Genomic DNA, 20,789 nt, shown 5'->3' with positions numbered 1-20,789 from the left:
AAATCTTGCGCATAAGCATGACAAGTTCATGACAGTTAACTGCAACTATAGGCTATTTTTCACAATGTAAAATAGCTTATTTTGCATAAACTGTCGCATTAAACCATGTACATGCCACCATTTACATGCAAAGTTTCACCAGTAATGTACGCTGCTTCAGGAGAAGCAAGGAAAACTACTGCTGATGCAATTTCACGTGGGTCACCTAAACGACCTGCTGGCACGTTCGACAAAGTTGCCGCACGTTGGTCATCATTTAGCGCCTTAGTCATGTCAGTTTCGATGAAACCAGGAGCAACAGTGTTCACTGTTACACCACGAGACGCAACTTCACGAGCCATTGATTTAGTAAAACCAATCACGCCCGCTTTCGCTGCTGCGTAGTTAGTTTGACCAGCATTACCCATGGTACCAACAACAGAGCCTACGTTGATGATACGACCCGCACGTTTTTTCATCATACCGCGTAAAACCGCTTTAGACATGCGGTAGATAGGCGTTAGGTTGGTATCGATGATGTCGTTCCACTCATCATCTTTCATGCGCATCAATAGGTTGTCACGAGTAATACCAGCGTTATTCACCAGAATATCGATCACACCAAATTCTTCGTTGATCGTTTTTAATGTCGCTTCGATAGACTCGACATCAGTCACGTTAAGCGCTAAGCCTTTACCGTTATCACCAAGATACTCGCTGATAGCAGCCGCACCACTTTCAGAAGTAGCAGTACCGATAACCGTAGCACCTCGCTCGACAAGAAGTTCCGCGATCGCGCGGCCAATACCACGGCTTGCGCCGGTAACTAGCGCGATCTTACCTTCTAGATTCATCATGTTGTGTTTCCTTTTCTTATCGCAAATTTATCGCTTGATGGATTACTTCGCAGCGTCTAGCGATGCGATATCATTCACTGCTGCTGCAGTTAGCGTTTTCACGATACGTTTTGTTAGACCTGTTAAAACTTTACCAGGGCCAAGCTCAAGAAGATTTTCTACGCCTTGTTCGTGCATCAGTTCAACTGTTTCAGTCCAACGAACTGGGCTATGTAGCTGACGAACAAGCGCATCTTTGATTTTTGCAGGATCTGTCTCAGCAACCACATCAACGTTGTTGATAACTGGCAGCTGTGGTGAGTTAAATTCGATAGACTCAAGAGCTACAGCAAGTTTTTCCGCTGCTGGCTTCATAAGTGCACAGTGTGAAGGTACTGAAACAGGAAGAGGAAGCGCACGCTTCGCACCAGCTTCTTTACATAGCGCACCAGCTCGCTCTACTGCGTCTTTGCTACCAGCGATAACGACTTGGCCAGGCGAGTTAAAGTTTACTGGAGAGACCACTTCGCCTTGCGCTGCGTCTTCACACGCTTTTGCAATCGCATCATCAGCCAAACCGATAATCGCGTACATTGCGCCAGTACCAGCTGGTACTGCTTCTTGCATAAGTTGACCACGTAATTCAACCAGCTTGATGGCTTCTTTAAAGTCAATAACACCCGCACATACAAGTGCTGAGTACTCACCTAGGCTGTGACCAGCTAGGTTGGCTGGTTGCTCTAAGCCAAGTTCCTGCCATACACGCCAGATTGCAACAGATGAAGCTAGCAAAGCTGGTTGAGTACGGAAAGTCTCGTTTAAATCTTCTGCAGGTCCATTTTGAACAAGCGCCCATAGATCGTAACCTAGTGCGTCAGATGCTTCTGCAAATGTTTGTTTTACTACGTCATATTGTTCGCCTAGTTCTGCAAGCATACCTACAGCTTGAGAACCTTGACCTGGAAATACGATAGCAAACTTGCTCATGTTGTTTTCCTTTAAGCAAAGTAAAAAGAAATAAGATGCACCAAGTGCACCTTAAATTTTGAATTCTTGTGAAACTTAGAACTTCACAAGGGCCGAGCCCCAAGTGAATCCGCCGCCAAACGCTTCAAGAAGCAGAGTTTGACCGCGTTTAATACGACCATCACGTACCGCTTCATCTAGTGCTGTTGGCACAGTAGCAGCTGATGTGTTGCCGTGTTTATCAAGTGTAATCACGACTTGGTCTAGTGACATCGAAAGTTTCTTCGCTGTCGCTGAAATAATGCGGTAGTTCGCTTGGTGCGGCACTAGCCAGTCTAGTTCAGACTTATGCATGTTGTTGGCTTCAAGCGTATCTTTTACTAGTTTCGATAGCTGAGTGACAGCGACTTTGAATACTTCGTTCCCAGCCATATGAAGCCATTTATCCGCATCTTGCCCCCGCACAGGTACAGGTAGGCTTAGAAGCTCTCCGAATTGACCATCCGAGTATATGTGAGTAGAGATAATGCCAGGCTCTTGGCTAGCGCCTACGACAACGGCTCCGGCACCATCACCAAATAGGATGATGGTTGAACGGTCTGTCGGATCACACGTTTTAGACAAAGCATCTGAACCAATCACAAGTACGTTTTTGCACATACCAGATTTGATATGTTGGTCTGCAACAGATAATGCGTACACAAAACCAGAACAAGCAGCGGCTAAGTCAAAAGCTGGACAACCTTTAATGCCAAGCTTTGCCTGCACCTGACACGCAGATGAAGGGAAAGTATGGCTACTGCTCGTTGTGGCTACGATAATCAGGTCGATATCGTTTTTATCAATACCCGCCATATCGATAGCGTTTTCAGCTGCGTAGAATGCCATGTCTGCTACAGTTTCGTTTTCTGCAGCAATTCGACGCTCTTTAATACCCGTGCGAGCAACGATCCACTCATCACTTGTATCTACCATTTTCTCTAGATCTGCGTTTGTACGCACCTGAGATGGCAGGTAGCTGCCAGTACCTAAAATTTTGCTATACATGAAGACTAATAATGCCTCTCGAGTAAAACCGCTTCCAAACGATCGCTAATACGGCTTGGTACTTGTCGTTTGACCTCGTGTACTGCCTCGCCAAGTGCATTGACAATCGCAGATACATCCGCACTTCCATGGCTTTTTATGACAATGCCGCGCAATCCTAGCAAACTTGCGCCGTTATACTGGTCGGGGTTCAGTGTTTTTAGTTCATTAAACAGCCTAGAAAACAACTTTCTAGCTATCCAACCCTTTATCGTTGATGCCATTATGCTGGTTTTAATTTTTTCGATAAAAAGTTGAGCTGTTCCCTCACTGGCTTTTAAGCATACGTTGCCGACAAATCCATCACAAACAATGACGTCCGCAACATCATGCAAAATTTGATTACCTTCAATATAACCGACAAAGTTAATCGCATCGGTCTGAGAAAGCATTTCTGCGCAACGTTTGACTAAATCGTTACCTTTAATCTCTTCTGCGCCAATATTGAGTACAGCAACGCGAGGAGGACGACCCAAGTGTTCTTCAGCTAATGCACTGCCCATTACAGCAAATTGGAACAAGCTATCAGCATCGCACGATACATTCGCCCCCAGATCTAGCATCCAAGTGCGCTTTCCGGTAATCGTCGGTAAAGCGGAAACTAAAGCAGGACGTTCAATGCCAGGAAGTAACTTAAGAATGAAACGCGATAGTGCCATTAATGCACCGGTGTTGCCACCACTAACACAAGCATCCGCTTTCTGCTCAGAAACCAAATCGATAGCCATACGCATAGAACTATTTTGGCTATTACGTAACGCCAATGAAGGTTTTTCTGAGTTCGAGATAACTTTCTCGCTGTGAAGAATAGTCAAGCGGGAACTGGTCGAGGTACCGAGTTGAGATAATTGAGACGTGATCAGAGATTGATCACCAATAAGAATCACTTTTAGCTCTGGGAAATGAGACAGTGCCTGCACGGCGGCAGGCACTGTTACGCGTGGACCGAAATCCCCGCCCATTGCATCAAGTGCAACGGTAATACTTTGCAAAGGTTCAACCTTACTTGTTGATAACCTTTTGACCACGGTAGTAACCTTCAGCAGTTACGTTGTGGCGTAGGTGAGTTTCACCAGAAGTCGCGTCTACAGATAGAGCAGCTGTAGTTAGCGCATCGTGTGAACGACGCATACCGCGCTTAGAACGAGTTTTACGGTTTTTCTGTACGGCCATTGACCCTACTCCTATACTATTGGGTTAAAAACCTGAAGAAGAATCGGCTACCACACCTATTACTTTTTCAGACTTTTCAAAACGTCGAATGGATTCGGTTTTTCTTCCTCAATTTCTTCAGGAATCTCACCAAAAACCATGTTATTTGAATCAACGCTACAATCCGCTTCATCGTGCATCGCAATTTGAGGTAATGCTAAGATGAACTCGTCTTCAACAAGTTGTATGAGGTCTAATTCACCATATTCATTTAGATCTACCAAATCATAAATTTCTGGTGCTTCCTGTTCTGTTTTCTCACCGTAGTAAGGAGTAGAAAGGAATTCAACTTCGCACTCATGTGCGAATACCTCATTACAACGCTGACACTCTAAATCGACTTCGATGTTAGCTTTACCAGAGATAACAACGAGTCGCTGTTCATCCATCCCAAATGACAATGAGACTTCTGCGTCGCGTTTTACGCCTTCAGTTGTTTCCACTAAGCGCTTGAAAAGACTAGCTTGGATGATGCCATCGTAATCCAATCGTTTCTGTGCAGCTTTAGCTGGGTCAACCGTTCGCGGTATTTTTACCTTTTGCATAGGGCGCGAATATTATCTTCCAAATCAAAATTAGTCAAAGAAAAAGGCAAAAAAGTTGTACTTTTTTACGCTTAACATACAGAGCATTAGCCAGAATCATTTTTGATCGATTATCCTATTGGAAATGCTCCCACGAATTGTAATTCAAAATGAAAAATTACCAACTGGTTTTAGCCTCAACTTCCCCTTTTCGTAAACAACTGCTTGAAAAGCTCTCACTACCATTCGTTTGTTTACCACCTGATTGCGATGAAACACCTTTTGACCAAGAAACGCCAACCGAACTTGTGCAGAGACTGGCCCAAGAGAAAGCAATATCTTGCCAGACGGATAAAGCAAGTTTAGTTATCGGCAGTGACCAAGTTTGTGTCATTAATGGTGAAATCGTTGGCAAGCCTTTAAATAGAGATAACGCGATAAATCAACTTTTGGCTCAAAGTGGAAAAGTCATCACTTTCTATACTGGTCTTGCGGTACATAACACCGTCACAAACCATACAGAAGTCGGCTTTGATTCTTTCGAGGTGCACTTTAGAGATTTAACACTTGAACAAATCGAACGCTACGTCGACAGGGAAGAACCTTTTTACTGCGCAGGCAGCTTTAAAAGCGAAGGCATGGGAATTTGCTTGTTTACGAAATTAGTCGGTAAAGACCCGAACACACTTGTCGGACTACCATTGATTGATTTGATTGATATGTTGCATGTTCAAGGACTCGATGTCCTTTAACCCAAATACGATAAAAGGGAGCCACAGGCTCCCTTTTGCATCCGCGAGGAAAACATGGTTACGCGTTTCTTAAACCCGCCAACACTTTTTCTAGTTTCGGTTCCATCGGTGCGTTGATTTCCATCCACTCATCATTTGATGGGTGTTGGAACTTGATGTTTGCCGCGTGTAGGAACAAACGATCTAAACCAACTTGACCTGTGTAAGCATCAAAGCGACGATCACCGTAGCGATCATCCCAAGCGATTGGGTGACCAGTGTATTGCGTATGAACTCGTATTTGGTGAGTTCGACCAGTAATCGGACTCGCCTGAATCAATGTAGCTTGTTCGAACTTTTCCAAAATCTTAAAACGCGTTTCTGACGGCTTACCATTAGGGTTAACACGAACAATACTGTTCACTTCGTTTTTGAGCAGTGGCGCGTTCACAACCTTACAACTGCTTTTCCATTGCCCCATGACAAGAGCTAAGTAAAACTTCTTTACTGTCTTTTCACGAAACTGGGCTTGCAAGTGACGAAGTGCAGAACGCTTCTTAGCAACCAGCAAAATCCCTGAAGTATCACGGTCAATACGATGCACAAGTTCAAGAAAGCGAGCTTGAGGACGCAGAGCCCTAAGCGCTTCAATCGCACCAAACTTTAACCCACTGCCACCATGCACAGCGGTGCCAGATGGTTTGTTTAGAATCAACATATGGTCATCTTCGAAGATAATCATATTTTCCAACTCAGCGACTTTGTTAAGTTTCGTACTTGGTGCGACATCGTCATCTTTTTTCTCGACGGTCACCGGTGGAATACGAACGAGATCGCCTGCTTTTAACTTGTACTCTGCTTTTATACGCTTTTTATTTACGCGCACTTCGCCCTTACGCACAATTCGGTAAATCATGCTTTTAGGAATGTCTTTTAATTGGTTGCGCAAAAAATTATCAATGCGCTGACCCGCCATATCTTCGTCGATGTCGACGAACTGGACTTTTGTTCTTATTTCGTTCATGGGCGGTATTGTAAACTCAATTTCGTGCGACTTCACATTATTCTTGTCGTAAAAGAAACACTCGGTGGCACATACTGGTCTAAATTTCGCCAAGCTTTTGTTTAAATTATTAAAACTCTCAATCAAGTTCTCAATTTGTTTTCTGTCTTGAACAGTTTGCACATCTCAATTGCTTATGAAACAGCCAGTTATAAAATAGAAATTTTGAGTTTAGCGGCAAATTTTCTATCGTTTGCGTGAAAGCAGATTGCTGATAGCCACGCGCACTGCTATAGTTCACAGCTGCTAAGGAAGGTTTGGTTACATTTTATTCATTACCAATCATTTATCCTCAAGCAATGTGAGTAGATCGTTGAAGGTCGAGTGCAGCATTGGCGTGAGACACATCGAATTCAACACTCTTGCCACCCTACTCCTCGCATATTCACGTTGAGTACCTACCGCCCAAATAGCGGGTCACAAGTCTACGTTTCCAACAGAAACCACAAGAGGCTTGTGATGACTGAAGTGCCCGAGAGCATCCCCTTCCAGCCGGGAGGCTGCAAAATACAAGCCATGGGATCAGGCACCGTGAAAGAGCGAAAAAACAGTGGCAAGTCGACAAGAAAGATATAAAAGAAAAGACAACGAGAATTTTCAATGAAAAGAATGTTAATTAACGCAACTCAAAAAGAAGAGTTGCGTGTCGCTCTGGTTGATGGCCAGCGACTTTTCGATCTTGATATCGAGAGTCCAGGTCATGAATCTAAAAAAGCGAATATCTACAAAGGACGTATCACACGTATCGAACCAAGCTTAGAAGCCGCATTTGTTGATTACGGCGCCGAGCGTCACGGTTTCCTCCCTCTCAAAGAAATTGCCCGCGAATATTTCCCTGAAGGTTACACCTACCAAGGTCGTCCAAGCATCAAAGAAGTGCTAACGGAAGGCCAAGAAGTTATCGTTCAAGTGGAAAAAGAAGAACGTGGAAGCAAGGGCGCAGCTCTTACTACTTTCATTTCTCTTGCTGGTAGTTACCTTGTTCTGATGCCTAACAACCCTCGTGCTGGCGGTATTTCTCGTCGAATCGAAGGTGACGAGCGTACTCAACTAAAAGCCGCATTAAGTACTTTGGAACTGCCTCAGGGCATGGGCCTAATCGTACGTACTGCTGGCGTTGGCAAGAGTGCTGAAGAGCTTGAGTGGGATTTGAATGTACTACTTAACCACTGGGGTGCAATCAAAGGTGCAGCGGACTCTAACCCTGCTCCATTCTTAATCCACCAAGAAAGTAACGTTATCGTTCGTGCAATCCGTGACTATTTGCGTCGTGATATTGGCGAAATCTTAATTGATAGCAACACCATCTACGAACGTGCAAAAGAGCACATTCAATTGGTGCGCCCTGATTTCCTTAACCGCGTTAAGAAATATGAAGGCGAAGTTCCACTATTCAGCCACTACCAAATCGAAAGCCAAATTGAATCGGCTTTCCAACGTGAAGTGCGTCTGCCATCTGGTGGTTCTATTGTTATTGACCCGACTGAAGCACTAACGTCTATCGATATCAACTCTGCTCGTGCAACCAAGGGCGGCGATATTGAAGAAACAGCTCTAAACACGAACCTAGAAGCAGCCGACGAAATTGCTCGCCAATTACGTCTACGTGACTTGGGTGGCTTAGTGGTTATCGACTTTATCGATATGACCCCGGTTCGTCACCAACGAGAAGTAGAAAACCGTCTACGTGAAGCCGTTCGTCTTGATCGCGCTCGTGTACAAATCGGTCGTATTTCTCGCTTTGGTTTGTTGGAGATGTCACGCCAGCGCTTGAGCCCTTCTCTTGCAGAAGCAAGCCACCACATCTGTCCTCGCTGTAGCGGAACTGGTGTCGTTCGCGACAACGAATCTCTAGCACTTTCTGTACTTCGTTTAATTGAAGAGGAAGCGCTAAAAGACAACACAGCACAAGTACTTGCAGTCGTACCTGTGCCAATCGCCTCTTACTTATTGAACGAAAAACGTCGTTCAGTAAACCATATCGAACGCATTCAAGAAGTGAAAATTACGGTTGTTCCTAACTCTGATATGGAAACACCGCACTTTGAAGTTATCCGTGTTCGTGAAGGCGAAGAGTTCGATCTGATTTCTTACTTACTTCCTAAGAAACTGGAAGCGATGAAAGAAGCAGAAGGTAAAGAGCCAGCGGAAGTTGACGTAAAACCAAAACGAATTGAAGAGCCAGTTCTTAAAGGCTTTGCTGCTCCGTCTCAAACCGCACCTGCACCAGCAGCTAAACCAGCTCCTGAGGCGAAGAAGAAAGAACAGAAAGTTGAACAAGAAGAGAAACCTGGATTGTTCAGCCGTCTGTTTAAAGCACTTGGTAGCTTCCTATTCGGTGGTTCTGAAGAAACAAAAGAAGAACAGAAACCTCAGGAAGAGAAAAAACCAAATCGCGATAATCGACGTAACAAACGTGATCGCAACGATCGTCGTCGCAATAACAACCAGCGCGATAATCGTGATAACCGCGACAATCGCGATAACCGACGTCGTCGTAAGCCTCGTGATGAGCAGGCTAATGAGCAAAACGAAGCTCAACAACAAACAAATAAACCGCAAAACCGTAACCAAAAGCGTAAACCTAAAGCTCAACAGGCAGATAAAGCCCAAGAGCAGAAAGCAAACGCAAAAGTAGCGGAAAAAGGTCTGCAGCTAGCAGCGGAAGCTCGTACTGAAACAAAACCAGAAGAGAGCAAACCGAAGCAGCAAAATGCGAAAGCAGAAAAAGTGAAAGAGCGCCGCCAACGTCGCAAATTGAACAAGTCTGTACGCGTTAAAGACCAAGAAGCGATTGAGAAGAATGCCGAAGAAACAGCGGTTAAGACTCAAGAAACGGTTGAAGCTAAAGTTGAAAAGCCAACAGAAGCAGCGGTAGAGGCACAGCAAGACAACAAGCAAGCAGAGTCTAAGCAACGTCGTAATCGTCGTTCGCCACGTCACCTGCGTGCAAGCGGCCAGCGTCGTCGCCGTGGCCGTGATCGCCGCCCTAACCCGTTCCGCCTACGTAAGGGAGGTGTCGCTTCTCCTGAAATGGCTATGGGTAAAGTAATGCCACGTTACATTCCGAAACCAGCACCTAAGAAGGAAGAGCGAGTTAAGGAAGAAGCTGTAGCAGCAGTACCTACAATCCAAGGTGGCTTTGCGTGTCCAGAAATGGCAATGGGTAAAGTGATTATTCGTCGCGAGCAACCTGTCGTAACAGATGCGCCAGTTGTTGAACACAAGGTTCAAGAAACCGTTGAAGCGAAAGTGGAAGCTCCAGTAGTAGAAGCACCTGTTGTTGAAACAGTAATCGCAGAAAAAGCTGAATCGGCAGTAGTAGAAACAGCATCGGTAGAGCCTATCGTTGAAACTCCTGTAACTGAACATGCTGAACCGGTTGATGCCATTGTAGAAACGGCACCTGCTGAAGAGCCTGTGGTTGAAGCAGCAAAAGAGATTGCAGCCGAAGCGCCAGTAGCTAAATCAGAGCCTAAAGTCGAAGCCATTAAAGTTGCGGCTAAGCTAAACGCTAGCGCACCGATGACGAAAGCACCTGGCCCTCAAGAGCTACGCGAAATCACGGTTGCAGCAGCACCGTTCAAAACCGAACGTTACCAAGCTAAAGGTGCGGGTAGCCAAGTGGCTAAAAACCGCGCATCAGCAGAGATGACAAAGCCTAACTTTAACTAGGCTAAATCATTACGTTCAACTGCTTAACGGCATAAATAAATTAAAGGCTACCATCTGGTAGCCTTTTTTATCTTCATATTTGCCCAATAAATTGTTCATATAAATACCAATTCGTGATCACATTTGTACGCCATTATTCGTATCATTCTTGAACTTAATCACACTTTTCGGTAGCATGCGCCGACTCAAGTTTTCGACACCATTCTGATGCTGCTCTTTTAATACTACGGTTTACACTGCAATGTTTGATTAGAAATCAACCACTCAGTGGCTTGTGCAAATACGAATATGTGTCGGGTTTAACTCATTGCAAAGAGAACTTAAAAACAAACATGTTCGAATTTCCCCAATTTTCTAAGCACTCCGTAAAAAATGATGTGCTATCAGGCTTAACCGTTGCGCTAGCATTGGTTCCTGAAGCTGTCGCATTTGCGTTCGTCGCAGGCGTAGATCCGATGGTCGGTCTTTACGCTGCATTCATCGTTGGTCTTATTACTTCCATTTTCGGTGGTCGTCCTGGCATGATCTCTGGTGCAACAGGTGCCATGGCAGTCGTAATGGTTTCGCTTGTCGCGACTCACGGTGTCCAGTACCTATTCGCAGCCATCATGCTCGCTGGTATTCTTCAAATTGCCGCTGGTATGTTTAAATTGGGTAAGTTCATCCGTATCGTACCTCACCCTGTGATGATCGGTTTTGTGAACGGTCTGGCTATTGTTATCTTCCTAGCTCAGTTGGGTCAGTTTAAAGCGCCAGACATCAACGGCATGCTCACTTGGCTACCACAAGACCAGATGCTGCTAATGCTTGGTTTGGTTGCGCTGACTATGGCAATCATTCACTTTCTACCAAAAATCACAACAGCTGTACCCTCTTCACTTGTTGCGATCGTAACGGTGACGGCTTTAGTGGTTGGCTTGGATCTGGAAACTCGAACTGTTGTTGACTTCCTGCGTACAATGTCTGGTGATGAAGCTGCAACACTCGCAGGTTCACTACCAACCTTCTCTATTCCTGCGGTACCATTTACACTAGAGACACTACAAATCATTCTTCCATACGCGATCATTCTCGCGGCCATTGGTCTAATTGAATCTCTACTAACACTGACAGTTTTAGATGAGATGACGAATACTCGTGGTCAATCTAACCGCGAATGTATCGGTCAAGGTATGGCAAACATGACGTGTTCTGTGTTTGGCGCGATGGGTGGTTGTGCGATGATTGGTCAGTCGATGATCAACGTAAACTCAGGTGGTCGTGGTCGTCTATCTGGTATCGTTGCGGCTATCGCTCTATTGATGTTTATCTTATTCGCTTCTTCGCTAATTGAAATGATCCCACTCGCTGCTCTGGTTGGTGTGATGTTCATGGTTGTCATTGGTACATTCGAATGGGCAACATTTAAGCTAGCACGCCGCGTACCGAAGCAAGACTTCTTCGTTATTGTTCTTGTGACCGTTGTTACTGTTCTTACTGACCTTGCTGTTGCCGTAGCGGTTGGTGTTATCGTTTCTGCATTAATGTTTGCATGGCAACACGCTAAGCACATCTATGCCGACACGTGCTTAAACGAGGAAGGTTCAAAAGAGTACAAGATTCACGGCCCTATTTTCTTTGGCTCTGCGGCTAACTTCCTGGAGTTGTTTAACGCGCCTGAAGATCCAAAAGATGTGATTGTCGATTTTGCAGACTCTCGCGTGACAGATCACTCTGCAATTGAAGCCATTGAAACACTGGCTGAGCGTTACAATGCTCAAGGTAAAACGCTGCACCTTCGTCACCTAAGCCCAGATTGTCGTAAACTTTTGGACAAAGCTGGCAGCTTGGTTGAAATTAACGTGAAGGAAGACCCAAGCTACAAAGTCGCAACCGACATACTAGCGGGTTAACACGAATAAAAAGGGATGAGCTGAGCTCATCCCTTTTTCTATTGTCTTCAAGCACGGCGATTATAGCTTCTTCAAAATTGCGTCTGATGCCTCTTCGATTAAATCAAGCACCAGTTCAAAGCCATCTTCCCCACCATAATATGGGTCCGGGACTTCGTCGTAACTTGACTCAGAATGACTTAAAAATAACGATACTTTGTGTCGATACTTCAACGGACAAATATCCAATAAATCGGCCAAATTTGCTTTATCTGCGGCTAATATAAGGTCAAACTTTTCAAAGTCATCAATGGTGACTTGGCGCGCTTGCATTCCTTTAAAAGAATAACCTCGCTGCTTTCCTGCTGCCATCGCTCTTGAATCCGGTCGGTTTCCTGCGTGGTAGCCAATTGTACCTGCCGAATCAACCTCTACTTCAACGCCTAGCTTTTGAGCTTTCGCTCTTAACACTGCCTCTCCAGTTGGTGACCGACAAATGTTTCCCATACAAACAACAAGTATTTTCTTCATTTTATTCCCTGAATTATCGGTGGTTTTTCTTCACGATATGTTGGTCTATCATAGCGAGATAAATCAATGAACCCAAATTAGCTTGGGCACAGCACGAAAAGGAATTGAGGAAGTATTATGTCTATCGAAGAAAATAAAGAAGCACGCCATAAAGCTCGCCAACAAAAAGTCAAAGAACAGGTAGACGCAAAAATCGCTGCTGCTCAAGAGGAAAAAGGTCTGCTACTGATCATTACCGGAAATGGTAAAGGTAAATCGACATCAGGATTCGGTACGATCGCACGCGCAGTGGGTCATGGTTTGAATTGTGCTGTCGCGCAGTTTATTAAAGGTACTTGGGACAACGGTGAGCGCAACCTACTTGAGAAACTCGGCGTTGAATTCCAAGTAATGGCGACCGGCTTTACATGGGAAACTCAAAACAAAGCCGCTGATACCGAAGCAGCGCAAGGCGTATGGCAAGAATGTAAGCGCATGCTCAAAGATGAATCTATCGATGTGGTTCTTTTTGACGAGCTGACGTACATGGTGAGCTACGGCTACATTGATTTAGACGAGGTCGTTGAAGCGCTGAACAACCGCCCTAAAATGCAGTCGGTTATTATTACTGGGCGTGGCGCACATCGAACCCTGATTGAAATGGCCGATACCGTTTCTGAAGTGAAAAATGTAAAGCACGCATTTGAATCTGGCGTAAAAGCCCTCAAAGGCGTCGATTGGTAACACTCGCAGAGTAATTTAAAAAGGGTTGGCAAAATGCCAACCCTTTTGATTTTCACGCACGGTTAGTTGAAAAGATTCTTCAATAAACCATCGACCGCATCTTTGGTTTTCTCGTCTTTGATTTTGTCCGTTAGCTTCTCCACGCCACGATCGATTTCTTTTTGAGCTTTCTGCTTCAGAACATCATCGAATACGAGCTTGAATTTAGGATCTGCCCACTTACCAGACACATTGATTGGAATCGTGATGTCTTTCAGCTCATCTATATCTTTACCGCCCTGGCCTTCTAGGCTGCCTACAACTGACGTGCTGATAGTAAAGTCGACTGTTTCATTGATGTAGTTTGCGGTACCTTTACCACGAACACGTAACAATGGAGACTGAGCTTGCATATTATCCGTTGATACAACACCTTTGTTGAGTTTCAATGTCGCCGTCATCGCACTGAAGTCTGTTTTCTTAGCTACATTGGTGCCTTCAACTTTTTGCCCTTTAAATTTCGCATAGTTTTCACGAATCAACTGAGCAACGTTGATGCCATTCACCGCACCGTCAGCAAAATTGATAACAACCGTACCAGATAGATTCTTCTTGATACCGGTAGGCGTGAGACTCTTACCTGTAACATTCACATCAATGTTACCTGTCCCTTCAAGTTTGTCGTTTTCAGCAACGTCTATAAGTAGCGGTTGAACTTTCACGCCTTTGATTGACTTTTTAACACTGTAAGTCGCTGGTGATTGGCGTGCATCTAACTTCGCTGTCGCTGAGATTGAGCCTTGGTACAACTTCGAACTAAATGATGTAAGCTCAAACACGCCACGATTCACAGTGAAGCTCGTTTTTACCGCTTCCATCTTCGCATTTGCCGCTTTGAATTTGTCGATGGTAATGTCACCCTTTACATCTAACGTTTTCAACGCAGACAAATCAGGCTCAACCTCAGGTCCGGCAGGAGCACTCTCGCCACCAGAAGCAGGCTTATTACCTTCGGCAGCTTGCTTATCTAACCCTAACAACTCATCAAGATCGATATTGGGGCTATGGAGAGCAAAGCGTACTTTAGGAATATCACCGAGTGTCACATCTGCCTTACCATCTAGGGCGATAGCATTCGCTGTTAACTTCTCTAGAACAAAACTCAGGTGGTTTTTCGTTAGGTCGAAAGACAGATCAGACACCATGTCGACTTTCATCGGGGACTGAGGTAAGGCATCACCCTCAAAAGTCGATTTAAGAGTTAACTTATCCAACTGTACTTTGCTGATAGCCTTGTCCACGCTAAGTTGACCAGCACCCTGCATATCTAACTTCATACCACCAGCGTCACCCTTAATGGCATAAGTCAGGTTATTTACTGTATCGAATTCAAACGTGTCTAAACCGATCGTTGCCGATTCAATCTTATTGGCAGGGTCAGAGTATGTCGCATCAAAGTTGATGTTCTTTAGCGCGTAGTTTGCCAAACCTTTTTCTAGCTTAAAGTCTGCCTGACCTTTCGCGGTGAACTTTTGGTCGTTCATTTCGCCCTTCACGCCAAAATCAGCCGTTGTCCAGTTGTCAAAAGCGAATTCGGAAAGGTTTAATGAAATATCATAAAGTTTGGTGTAACTACCGGCTTGCTTATCCTGCATTTCTAATGAACCGTTAGAAACCGTAACGCCAGCAAGATTAATACTCCACTCAGAACCAGAAGTTTGCGTTTCACCATTTTGCGTAGGCGCAGCATTGCTCTCTTGTTCTGCTTGTTGTGTTTGGGCTTTCGTCAATGCATCAATATTCTTGCTGCCATCTTTCTTGGTTTCAATGTAGAACTCAGCACCATCAAGCGTGACGTTTCCAATTTCAAGCTGTTGACTAAAAAGTGGCATAACAGAGATGTCTACACCAACGGTATCAACTTTGAATAAATTGGGTTTACTAAAGCCTTGTGGGTTTCGCAATTCTGTATGTCCCAACTCAAAGCCAATCGATGGGAAAAATTGCCAACTGATATCCCCTTCAATCACCAACTCTAATCCCGTTTGCTTTTGCGCTTGCTCAACAATAAGGGGTTTAAACTGATTCGGGTTGACGAAGATGGTTAACGCTAAAATTGCGACCAAAATGACCACAATCGGTATTGCTAGAATTAAGAGCAGTTTCTTCATTTGTTTTTCCTTGCTCGAGTGTTTTTACAATTATAAGCGCAGACTCCATTTACCGCTGACAGTTCCACAAAAGCGTGAAAAGTGTCTGGTTTTAACCTGCAACTGACTAATTTAAAAACAAAAAAAGAAGTGGCACTTAAGGTGCCACTTCTTCTCTTAAAAATAAAGCGATATAGCCGTCTATAGGCTTAAGCTTTCAAAAGTCTTGCAATGTGAGCTTTTAATACATCAATTGCGATACGGTTTTTACCACCGCGAGGAACAATAATGTCCGCATATTGCTTAGAAGGTTCGATAAACTGCATGAACATCGGACGTACTGTTTGTTGGTATTGCTTAAGAACAGACTCCATAGTTCGGCCTCGTTCTTCCACATCACGCTTAACACGGCGAAGTAAGCAAATATCTAACGGTGTGTCCATAAATACTGTCGCATGCATCAAATCACGAAGACGAGGGTCTGTAAGAAGAAGGATACCTTCTAGAATGATCACCTTTTTAGGTGTCATTGTGGTGGTGTTAATTGTTCTTGTGTGCTCAGTGTAGCTGTACTCAGGCACTTCTACTGCTTCACCACGTACCAATTTTTCTAGGTGCTCACACAGTAGGTCGTGGTCCAACGCACTCGGGTGATCGTAGTTCGTCTTTACTCGCTCTTCCATGCTTAGGTGGCTTTGGTCGTTGTAGTAGCAATCTTCCGTGATGACACCGATTTGATGATCGCCTACTTTCGCGCGAAGCTCATTATAAATAGTGCTCGCGATCAGACTTTTTCCAGAAGCAGAAGCGCCAGCAATACCTACGATGACGCATTGATTATTATCAGACATTAGTTTGCACCCGATGATGATTTCTAGTCACATAAAAAGATAAACTGCCTGATTATAGGGAGTTCACCCCATAGTTACTAGTTGGAATTAGGGTTTAGTCATAAGTTTCTGCCTGCTCAGAGGATTAACCTCCGAGCAAACGTTAAAATGTGCAATTATCAACCAGCAGGCATAGTAAACTTAGTTCACCATTGTAAAGCTAATCGCATCTGGTTTTGCTTTGCCTTGCCAAAACATCGTGCTACATACGCGATCGGCAAGTTGCTTATAATACCCTGCATGCTCACTTTCTGGGCGTCTTGCTACCGTTGGCACGCCAGCGTCAATATCTTCTCTCATAGAGATATGAAGCGGAATTTGTCCTAACAATGCTAAGCCAAATTCTTGTGACATTTTTTCAGCTCCGCCCATACCAAAAATATGCTCTTTCGCGCCACATTGACTACAAATGTGATAACTCATGTTTTCCACAACACCAATAACCGGGACATGGACTTTGTTAAACATTGCCGCTCCCTTCCTTGCATCGGCAAGGGCTAAATCTTGCGGTGTTGTGACTAGCACGCTACCTGTTACCGGAATTTGTTGTGACAGAGTCAATTGAATATCCCCTGTACCTGGCGGCATATCAATCACCAAATAATCCAAATCTGGCCAATCTGTTTCAGTTAATAACTGCGACAACGCTTTTGAAGCCATTGGACCGCGCCATATCGCCGCTTCTGATTTATCCACCAAATAACCGATAGAATGAGTATAGATGCCGTGAGCAAAAATGGGTTCCATCCACTTGCCATCACGAACTTCTGGTTTAGCATCTTCTTGCCCCAACATCATAGGTACAGACGGACCATAGATATCTGCATCCAACAATCCCACTTTCGCCCCAGATTGAGCAATTGCCAACGCTAAGTTAACTGCGGTAGTAGATTTACCAACGCCACCTTTCGCAGAACTGACGGCAATGATGTTCTTAACACCCTTAACCGAGTTAGCCACTTGAGTTTCTAAAGCTTTAACTCCAAGGCGAATATTAAATGGGAATTCAGCCACTTTACCCGAGGCTTGCTGCTGTTTGATCCAGTCATGCAGTACGGTTTGAAGCTCATTACTTGCGAATGACAACGTTATATCAATAGAACCCTGTGTCGTAATCGAAATTGCGCCATGAATATCTGCCCAGTTTTCCACCAACTGTGGATGTTGGAATTGGTTAAACCAGTGACAAAAATCTTGTTTTGAAGTGAACTGATGCATAAGCCCTCCTTTTAGATGTCATGCTACCACCGTCCAGGCTCAACCAGAACCCCAAAAAAACTAAGGCATTCCGCAGTTTGACACCTTGGAGTTAGTCAGTTCATGGGGTAGTATTATCCATCAAAATTTATTTATACCTATCAAGAAAAGCGAATATTAAGTATGGCAAACGATCCAAAAAACTTTCCGTCAAGGAAAATGCTGGTAACTTGTGCCCTTCCGTACGCTAACGGTTCGATCCACCTTGGTCATATGCTTGAGCATATCCAAGCGGACATTTGGGTTCGTTACCAACGCCTACGCGGCAACACTGTAAACTTCATCTGTGCTGACGATGCTCACGGCACGCCAATCATGCTTAAAGCGCAACAGATGGGTATTACTCCTGAAGAAATGATTGCCGCAGTTAGCGAAGAGCACCAAAAAGACTTCGCTGGATTTGATATCAGCTTTGATAACTACCACAGCACACACTCAGATGAGAACCGTGAGCTAGCGTCACACATTTATCTTGAGTTGAAGAAAAATGGCTTTATCTCTAGTCGTACTATCTCTCAGCTGTTCGATCCAGAAAAAGAGATGTTCTTACCGGACCGTTTCGTAAAAGGTACCTGTCCAAAATGTAAGTCTGAAGACCAATACGGTGACAACTGTGACAACTGTGGTGAGACTTACAGCCCAACAGAACTGATCAATCCTAAATCTGCGGTTTCTGGTGCGACGCCAGTAATGAAAGATTCAGAGCACTTCTTCTTCGACCTACCTCAGTTTGAAAGCATGCTAAAAGAGTGGACTCGCTCTGGCTCGCTACAAGCTGAAACAGCGAACAAAATGCAAGAATGGTTCGAATCTGGTTTGCAGCAATGGGATATCTCACGTGACGCACCATACTTTGGCTTCGAGATCCCTGGTGAGAAGAACAAATTCTTCTACGTGTGGCTAGACGCGCCTATCGGCTACATGGGCTCTTTCAAAAATCTATGTGACAAGCGCGACGACCTAGATTTCGACGAGTATTGGAAAAAAGACAGCTCAGCAGAGCTGTACCACTTCATCGGTAAAGACATCGTTTACTTCCACAGCCTATTTTGGCCAGCAATGCTAGAAGGTTCTGGCTTCCGCAAGCCTAACAACGTATTCGTACACGGTTACGTAACCGTAAACGGCGCAAAAATGTCGAAGTCTAAAGGTACGTTCGTAAAAGCAAGCACTTACCTAGAGCACCTAGACCCTGAGTGTCTACGTTACTACTACGCTGCGAAACTAAACAGCCGTATCGACGATCTAGATCTTAACCTTGAAGACTTCACTCAGCGCGTAAACGCTGACGTTGTTAACAAGATCGTTAACCTGGCATCTCGTAACGCAGGTTTCATCGCGAAACGTTTTGAAGGCAAACTGTCTGACAACTTTGCAGAGCCTGAACTTTACAACGAATTTGTTTCTGCTGCTGACCGTATCGCTGAGCTTTACGAAACGCGTGAGTTTGGTCGTGCAATCCGTGAAATCACGGCATTGGCAGACAAAGCTAACCAATACGTTGATGAAAAAGCACCGTGGGTTGTAGCAAAAGAAGAAGGAAAAGATCAGGAACTACAAGACATCTGTTCTGTCGGTATCAACCTGTTCCGCGTACTGATGACTTACCTGAAACCAGTAATGCCATCGCTAGCTGCGCGTACTGAAGCGTTCCTAAACCAAGAGCTAACTTGGGAAAACATCGCTGCTCCACTAACAGGCCACGAGATCACTAAGTTCAAAGCACTGTTCAACCGTATCGATCCGAAGAATGTTGAAGCGATGATCGAAGCGTCTAAAGAAGATGCGGCGGCAGAAATGGCGGCGAAAGAGAAAGCTGAAGCGGAAAAGAACAAGGCTAGCCAAACCGAGCTAGACAAAGAACCAATCGCTGAAGAGATTGAGTTCGATGCTTTTGCTGCAGTAGATATGCGTATCGCTCGTATCATCTCTTGTGAAGAAGTACCAAAAGCCAACAAACTGCTTAAGTTCCAATTGGACATCGGTGGTGAAACTCGTCAGGTATTCTCTGGCATCAAGTCAGCTTACAAACCTGAAGAGCTAGAAGGCAAGCTAACGGTAATGGTAGCAAACCTAAAACCTCGTAAGATGAAGTTTGGTATGTCTGAAGGTATGATCCTAGCGGCAGGCCCTGGTGGTAGCGACCTGTGGATCCTTGAGCCACACGAAGGCGCTCAACCTGGCATGCGCGTAATGTAAGTTGTAGCTTTACGATCAAATTTAAAAAGTCCTCGCCAGTTCAGCGGGGACTTTTTTTGACTGAATTCACACTTTTGGGGAATTTGTGCACCAAACTTGTACAGCACCTTTCCCATCACAAGCCTAACTTACTGTTTTAATAGAATTTAATTAGTGGCATCAAAACTGCAATCTTCCTTGTTAGGTCCAAACACTAACAAGGAGTTGGTTATGTTTGTTTTGATTTCCACACTATTGTCCATCGCTATTTTAGCCGGAATATATCACTTATCTTCTAAACGAGAGCAGCAACATGCGCGAAAATATCAGCTGTTAACATTATTACGAGATGTTGTTCACCTTCTGAGACACCACCGAGCTGCTACTCACTACTCGCTTCAATTCCAACAAAACGATCAACAAAAATTGGACGCTCTTAATGATGCTCTGACTAACAAGCTTCATCTTTTAGTCGAAACCTCACGGTTTGAAAACAAACCCATGTACCGCGTATTACAGATTAAAGTAGGGAAACTACTTGAACAATGGAATGACCATAGTGTTGCAAGAAACCAGATGGAGCATGGTAAGTTAATTCGTCATTGCTTGTTTTTGATGGATGAAGTAACCATCGCATGGCTAGCGGTTGAACAAAGAGATGACTTGCATAATGAGTATCACATGAACTGGCAAAACATTATGGATAGCTTGGAGACCCTGACTCAGTTACGAATCAGCATTCAAGATCTAGGAGAACAAGGCGGAAATGAGCGTTTCAAAAACTATGCATCGGTCATGATGCGTAAGCTAAACCAACTAGCGGTTATCGCTCCACTTAGCATTACCTCTCCTGCTTCCACGCGCTCAATACAGACGCTAAATGAATACGTGACAGGGAGTCATGTCGACTTAACAGAAGCAGAGCTTTATGGCGTCACATCGGACTTGTCATTGACCATCTTCAATACTTACGACCATGTCCTTTCAGATGTCGTAGAGTCATTATATCTTCCGTTACCCAGACTCTCGCTAGCAGGATAAACGTTCCATACCTTGTTATTTGAGCTTGGTTCGTCGCCGACTTATAAATAAAAACAAAAAAACCGCAGGCCTAAGGCACTGCGGTTTTCGCTTATCC

Annotated in this window: 17 protein-coding genes; 6 read left to right on the top strand and 11 right to left on the bottom strand. The window is 44.5% G+C overall.

Annotated elements, in window-relative coordinates; all coding sequences use genetic code 11:
* Positions 1–98 precede the first annotated feature (98 nt).
* The 6 genes from fabG to yceD form a co-directional block, all read right to left on the bottom strand.
* Complete coding sequence (gene fabG / locus R7P67_RS12655) at positions 99–833, bottom strand: 3-oxoacyl-ACP reductase FabG (RefSeq protein ID WP_031781117.1); 735 nt, start codon at positions 831–833, stop codon at positions 99–101.
* Between the two features lie 45 nt (positions 834–878).
* On the bottom strand, positions 879–1,802 hold the full coding sequence (gene fabD / locus R7P67_RS12650) for an ACP S-malonyltransferase (RefSeq protein ID WP_005387313.1): 924 nt from the start codon (positions 1,800–1,802) through the stop codon (positions 879–881).
* 75 nt (positions 1,803–1,877) lie between these two features.
* On the bottom strand, positions 1,878–2,828 hold the full coding sequence (locus R7P67_RS12645) for a beta-ketoacyl-ACP synthase III (protein WP_017821385.1): 951 nt from the start codon (positions 2,826–2,828) through the stop codon (positions 1,878–1,880).
* A gap of 5 nt (positions 2,829–2,833) precedes the next feature.
* Positions 2,834–3,859, bottom strand: coding sequence for a phosphate acyltransferase PlsX (gene plsX, locus R7P67_RS12640; RefSeq protein WP_017633846.1), 1,026 nt, complete (start codon positions 3,857–3,859; stop codon positions 2,834–2,836).
* Between the two features lie 10 nt (positions 3,860–3,869).
* Positions 3,870–4,040, bottom strand: coding sequence for a 50S ribosomal protein L32 (gene rpmF, locus R7P67_RS12635; protein ID WP_005396978.1), 171 nt, complete (start codon positions 4,038–4,040; stop codon positions 3,870–3,872).
* Between the two features lie 59 nt (positions 4,041–4,099).
* A complete protein-coding gene (gene yceD, locus R7P67_RS12630; protein WP_005387307.1) occupies positions 4,100–4,624 on the bottom strand; it encodes a 23S rRNA accumulation protein YceD in 525 nt (174 codons plus the stop codon).
* A gap of 149 nt (positions 4,625–4,773) precedes the next feature.
* Between yceD and R7P67_RS12625 the strand changes: the two genes are divergently transcribed.
* Positions 4,774–5,355: a Maf family protein gene (locus R7P67_RS12625; protein ID WP_054729223.1), complete on the top strand. Its 582-nt coding sequence runs from the start codon at positions 4,774–4,776 to the stop codon at positions 5,353–5,355.
* Between the two features lie 58 nt (positions 5,356–5,413).
* Here R7P67_RS12625 and rluC read toward each other — a convergent pair whose 3' ends face one another.
* Complete coding sequence (rluC, locus tag R7P67_RS12620; protein ID WP_021033985.1) at positions 5,414–6,358, bottom strand: 23S rRNA pseudouridine(955/2504/2580) synthase RluC; 945 nt, start codon at positions 6,356–6,358, stop codon at positions 5,414–5,416.
* Between the two features lie 639 nt (positions 6,359–6,997).
* Between rluC and rne the strand changes: the two genes are divergently transcribed.
* Both rne and R7P67_RS12610 read left to right on the top strand, forming a co-directional pair.
* On the top strand, positions 6,998–10,072 hold the full coding sequence (gene rne, locus R7P67_RS12615) for a ribonuclease E (protein WP_213903941.1): 3,075 nt from the start codon (positions 6,998–7,000) through the stop codon (positions 10,070–10,072).
* A 332-nt stretch (positions 10,073–10,404) separates the two neighbouring features.
* A complete protein-coding gene (locus R7P67_RS12610) occupies positions 10,405–11,964 on the top strand; it encodes a SulP family inorganic anion transporter (protein ID WP_005380840.1) in 1,560 nt (519 codons plus the stop codon).
* A gap of 60 nt (positions 11,965–12,024) precedes the next feature.
* Here the strand turns inward: R7P67_RS12610 and R7P67_RS12605 are convergent, their stop codons facing one another.
* Positions 12,025–12,474 carry a low molecular weight protein-tyrosine-phosphatase gene (locus R7P67_RS12605; protein ID WP_104979551.1) on the bottom strand — a complete coding sequence of 150 codons (450 nt, stop codon included), beginning with the start codon at positions 12,472–12,474 and terminating at the stop codon, positions 12,025–12,027.
* Between the two features lie 117 nt (positions 12,475–12,591).
* Here R7P67_RS12605 and cobO point away from each other — a divergent pair, with 117 nt between their 5' ends.
* On the top strand, positions 12,592–13,197 hold the full coding sequence (gene cobO, locus R7P67_RS12600; protein ID WP_104979552.1) for a cob(I)yrinic acid a,c-diamide adenosyltransferase: 606 nt from the start codon (positions 12,592–12,594) through the stop codon (positions 13,195–13,197).
* A gap of 62 nt (positions 13,198–13,259) precedes the next feature.
* Here the strand turns inward: cobO and R7P67_RS12595 are convergent, their stop codons facing one another.
* From R7P67_RS12595 to apbC, 3 genes are all read right to left on the bottom strand, one after another.
* The gene (locus R7P67_RS12595; RefSeq protein WP_104979554.1) at positions 13,260–15,347 is read right to left on the bottom strand and encodes an AsmA family protein; all 2,088 of its coding nucleotides are present in this window, start codon (positions 15,345–15,347) and stop codon (positions 13,260–13,262) included.
* Positions 15,348–15,535: 188 nt separating this feature from the next.
* Positions 15,536–16,177 carry a uridine kinase gene (gene udk, locus R7P67_RS12590; protein WP_005380833.1) on the bottom strand — a complete coding sequence of 214 codons (642 nt, stop codon included), beginning with the start codon at positions 16,175–16,177 and terminating at the stop codon, positions 15,536–15,538.
* Between the two features lie 180 nt (positions 16,178–16,357).
* Entirely contained in the window at positions 16,358–17,434 is a 1,077-nt protein-coding gene (apbC, locus tag R7P67_RS12585; protein ID WP_104979556.1) for an iron-sulfur cluster carrier protein ApbC, read from the bottom strand.
* A gap of 162 nt (positions 17,435–17,596) precedes the next feature.
* Between apbC and metG the strand changes: the two genes are divergently transcribed.
* Together metG and R7P67_RS12575 are read left to right on the top strand one after the other, a co-directional pair.
* On the top strand, positions 17,597–19,672 hold the full coding sequence (gene metG, locus R7P67_RS12580) for a methionine--tRNA ligase (RefSeq protein ID WP_062730503.1): 2,076 nt from the start codon (positions 17,597–17,599) through the stop codon (positions 19,670–19,672).
* Positions 19,673–19,882: 210 nt separating this feature from the next.
* Positions 19,883–20,692, top strand: a complete 810-nt coding sequence (locus R7P67_RS12575; protein WP_104976018.1) for a hypothetical protein — start codon at positions 19,883–19,885, stop codon at positions 20,690–20,692.
* Positions 20,693–20,789 lie beyond the last annotated feature (97 nt).

The organism is Vibrio sp. Vb0937 (genome assembly GCF_033338855.1).
This window is presented reverse-complemented; position numbering and strand designations above follow the sequence as displayed.

Bases quoted from the DNA above. Each gene is read 5' to 3' on its own strand.
- rpmF (WP_005396978.1), bottom strand. From the start codon at position 4,040: ATGGCCGTACAGAAAAACCGTAAAACTCGTTCTAAGCGCGGTATGCGT.
- R7P67_RS12595 (WP_104979554.1), bottom strand. From the start codon at position 15,347: ATGAAGAAACTGCTCTTAATTCTAGCAATACCGATTGTGGTCATTTTG.
- R7P67_RS12645 (WP_017821385.1), bottom strand. From the start codon at position 2,828: ATGTATAGCAAAATTTTAGGTACTGGCAGCTACCTGCCATCTCAGGTG.
- fabG (WP_031781117.1), bottom strand. From the start codon at position 833: ATGAATCTAGAAGGTAAGATCGCGCTAGTTACCGGCGCAAGCCGTGGT.
- udk (WP_005380833.1), bottom strand. From the start codon at position 16,177: ATGTCTGATAATAATCAATGCGTCATCGTAGGTATTGCTGGCGCTTCT.
- metG (WP_062730503.1), top strand. From the start codon at position 17,597: ATGGCAAACGATCCAAAAAACTTTCCGTCAAGGAAAATGCTGGTAACT.
- rluC (WP_021033985.1), bottom strand. From the start codon at position 6,358: ATGAACGAAATAAGAACAAAAGTCCAGTTCGTCGACATCGACGAAGAT.
- cobO (WP_104979552.1), top strand. From the start codon at position 12,592: ATGTCTATCGAAGAAAATAAAGAAGCACGCCATAAAGCTCGCCAACAA.
- rne (WP_213903941.1), top strand. From the start codon at position 6,998: ATGAAAAGAATGTTAATTAACGCAACTCAAAAAGAAGAGTTGCGTGTC.
- R7P67_RS12605 (WP_104979551.1), bottom strand. From the start codon at position 12,474: ATGAAGAAAATACTTGTTGTTTGTATGGGAAACATTTGTCGGTCACCA.
- R7P67_RS12610 (WP_005380840.1), top strand. From the start codon at position 10,405: ATGTTCGAATTTCCCCAATTTTCTAAGCACTCCGTAAAAAATGATGTG.
- R7P67_RS12625 (WP_054729223.1), top strand. From the start codon at position 4,774: ATGAAAAATTACCAACTGGTTTTAGCCTCAACTTCCCCTTTTCGTAAA.
- yceD (WP_005387307.1), bottom strand. From the start codon at position 4,624: ATGCAAAAGGTAAAAATACCGCGAACGGTTGACCCAGCTAAAGCTGCA.
- apbC (WP_104979556.1), bottom strand. From the start codon at position 17,434: ATGCATCAGTTCACTTCAAAACAAGATTTTTGTCACTGGTTTAACCAA.
- R7P67_RS12575 (WP_104976018.1), top strand. From the start codon at position 19,883: ATGTTTGTTTTGATTTCCACACTATTGTCCATCGCTATTTTAGCCGGA.
- fabD (WP_005387313.1), bottom strand. From the start codon at position 1,802: ATGAGCAAGTTTGCTATCGTATTTCCAGGTCAAGGTTCTCAAGCTGTA.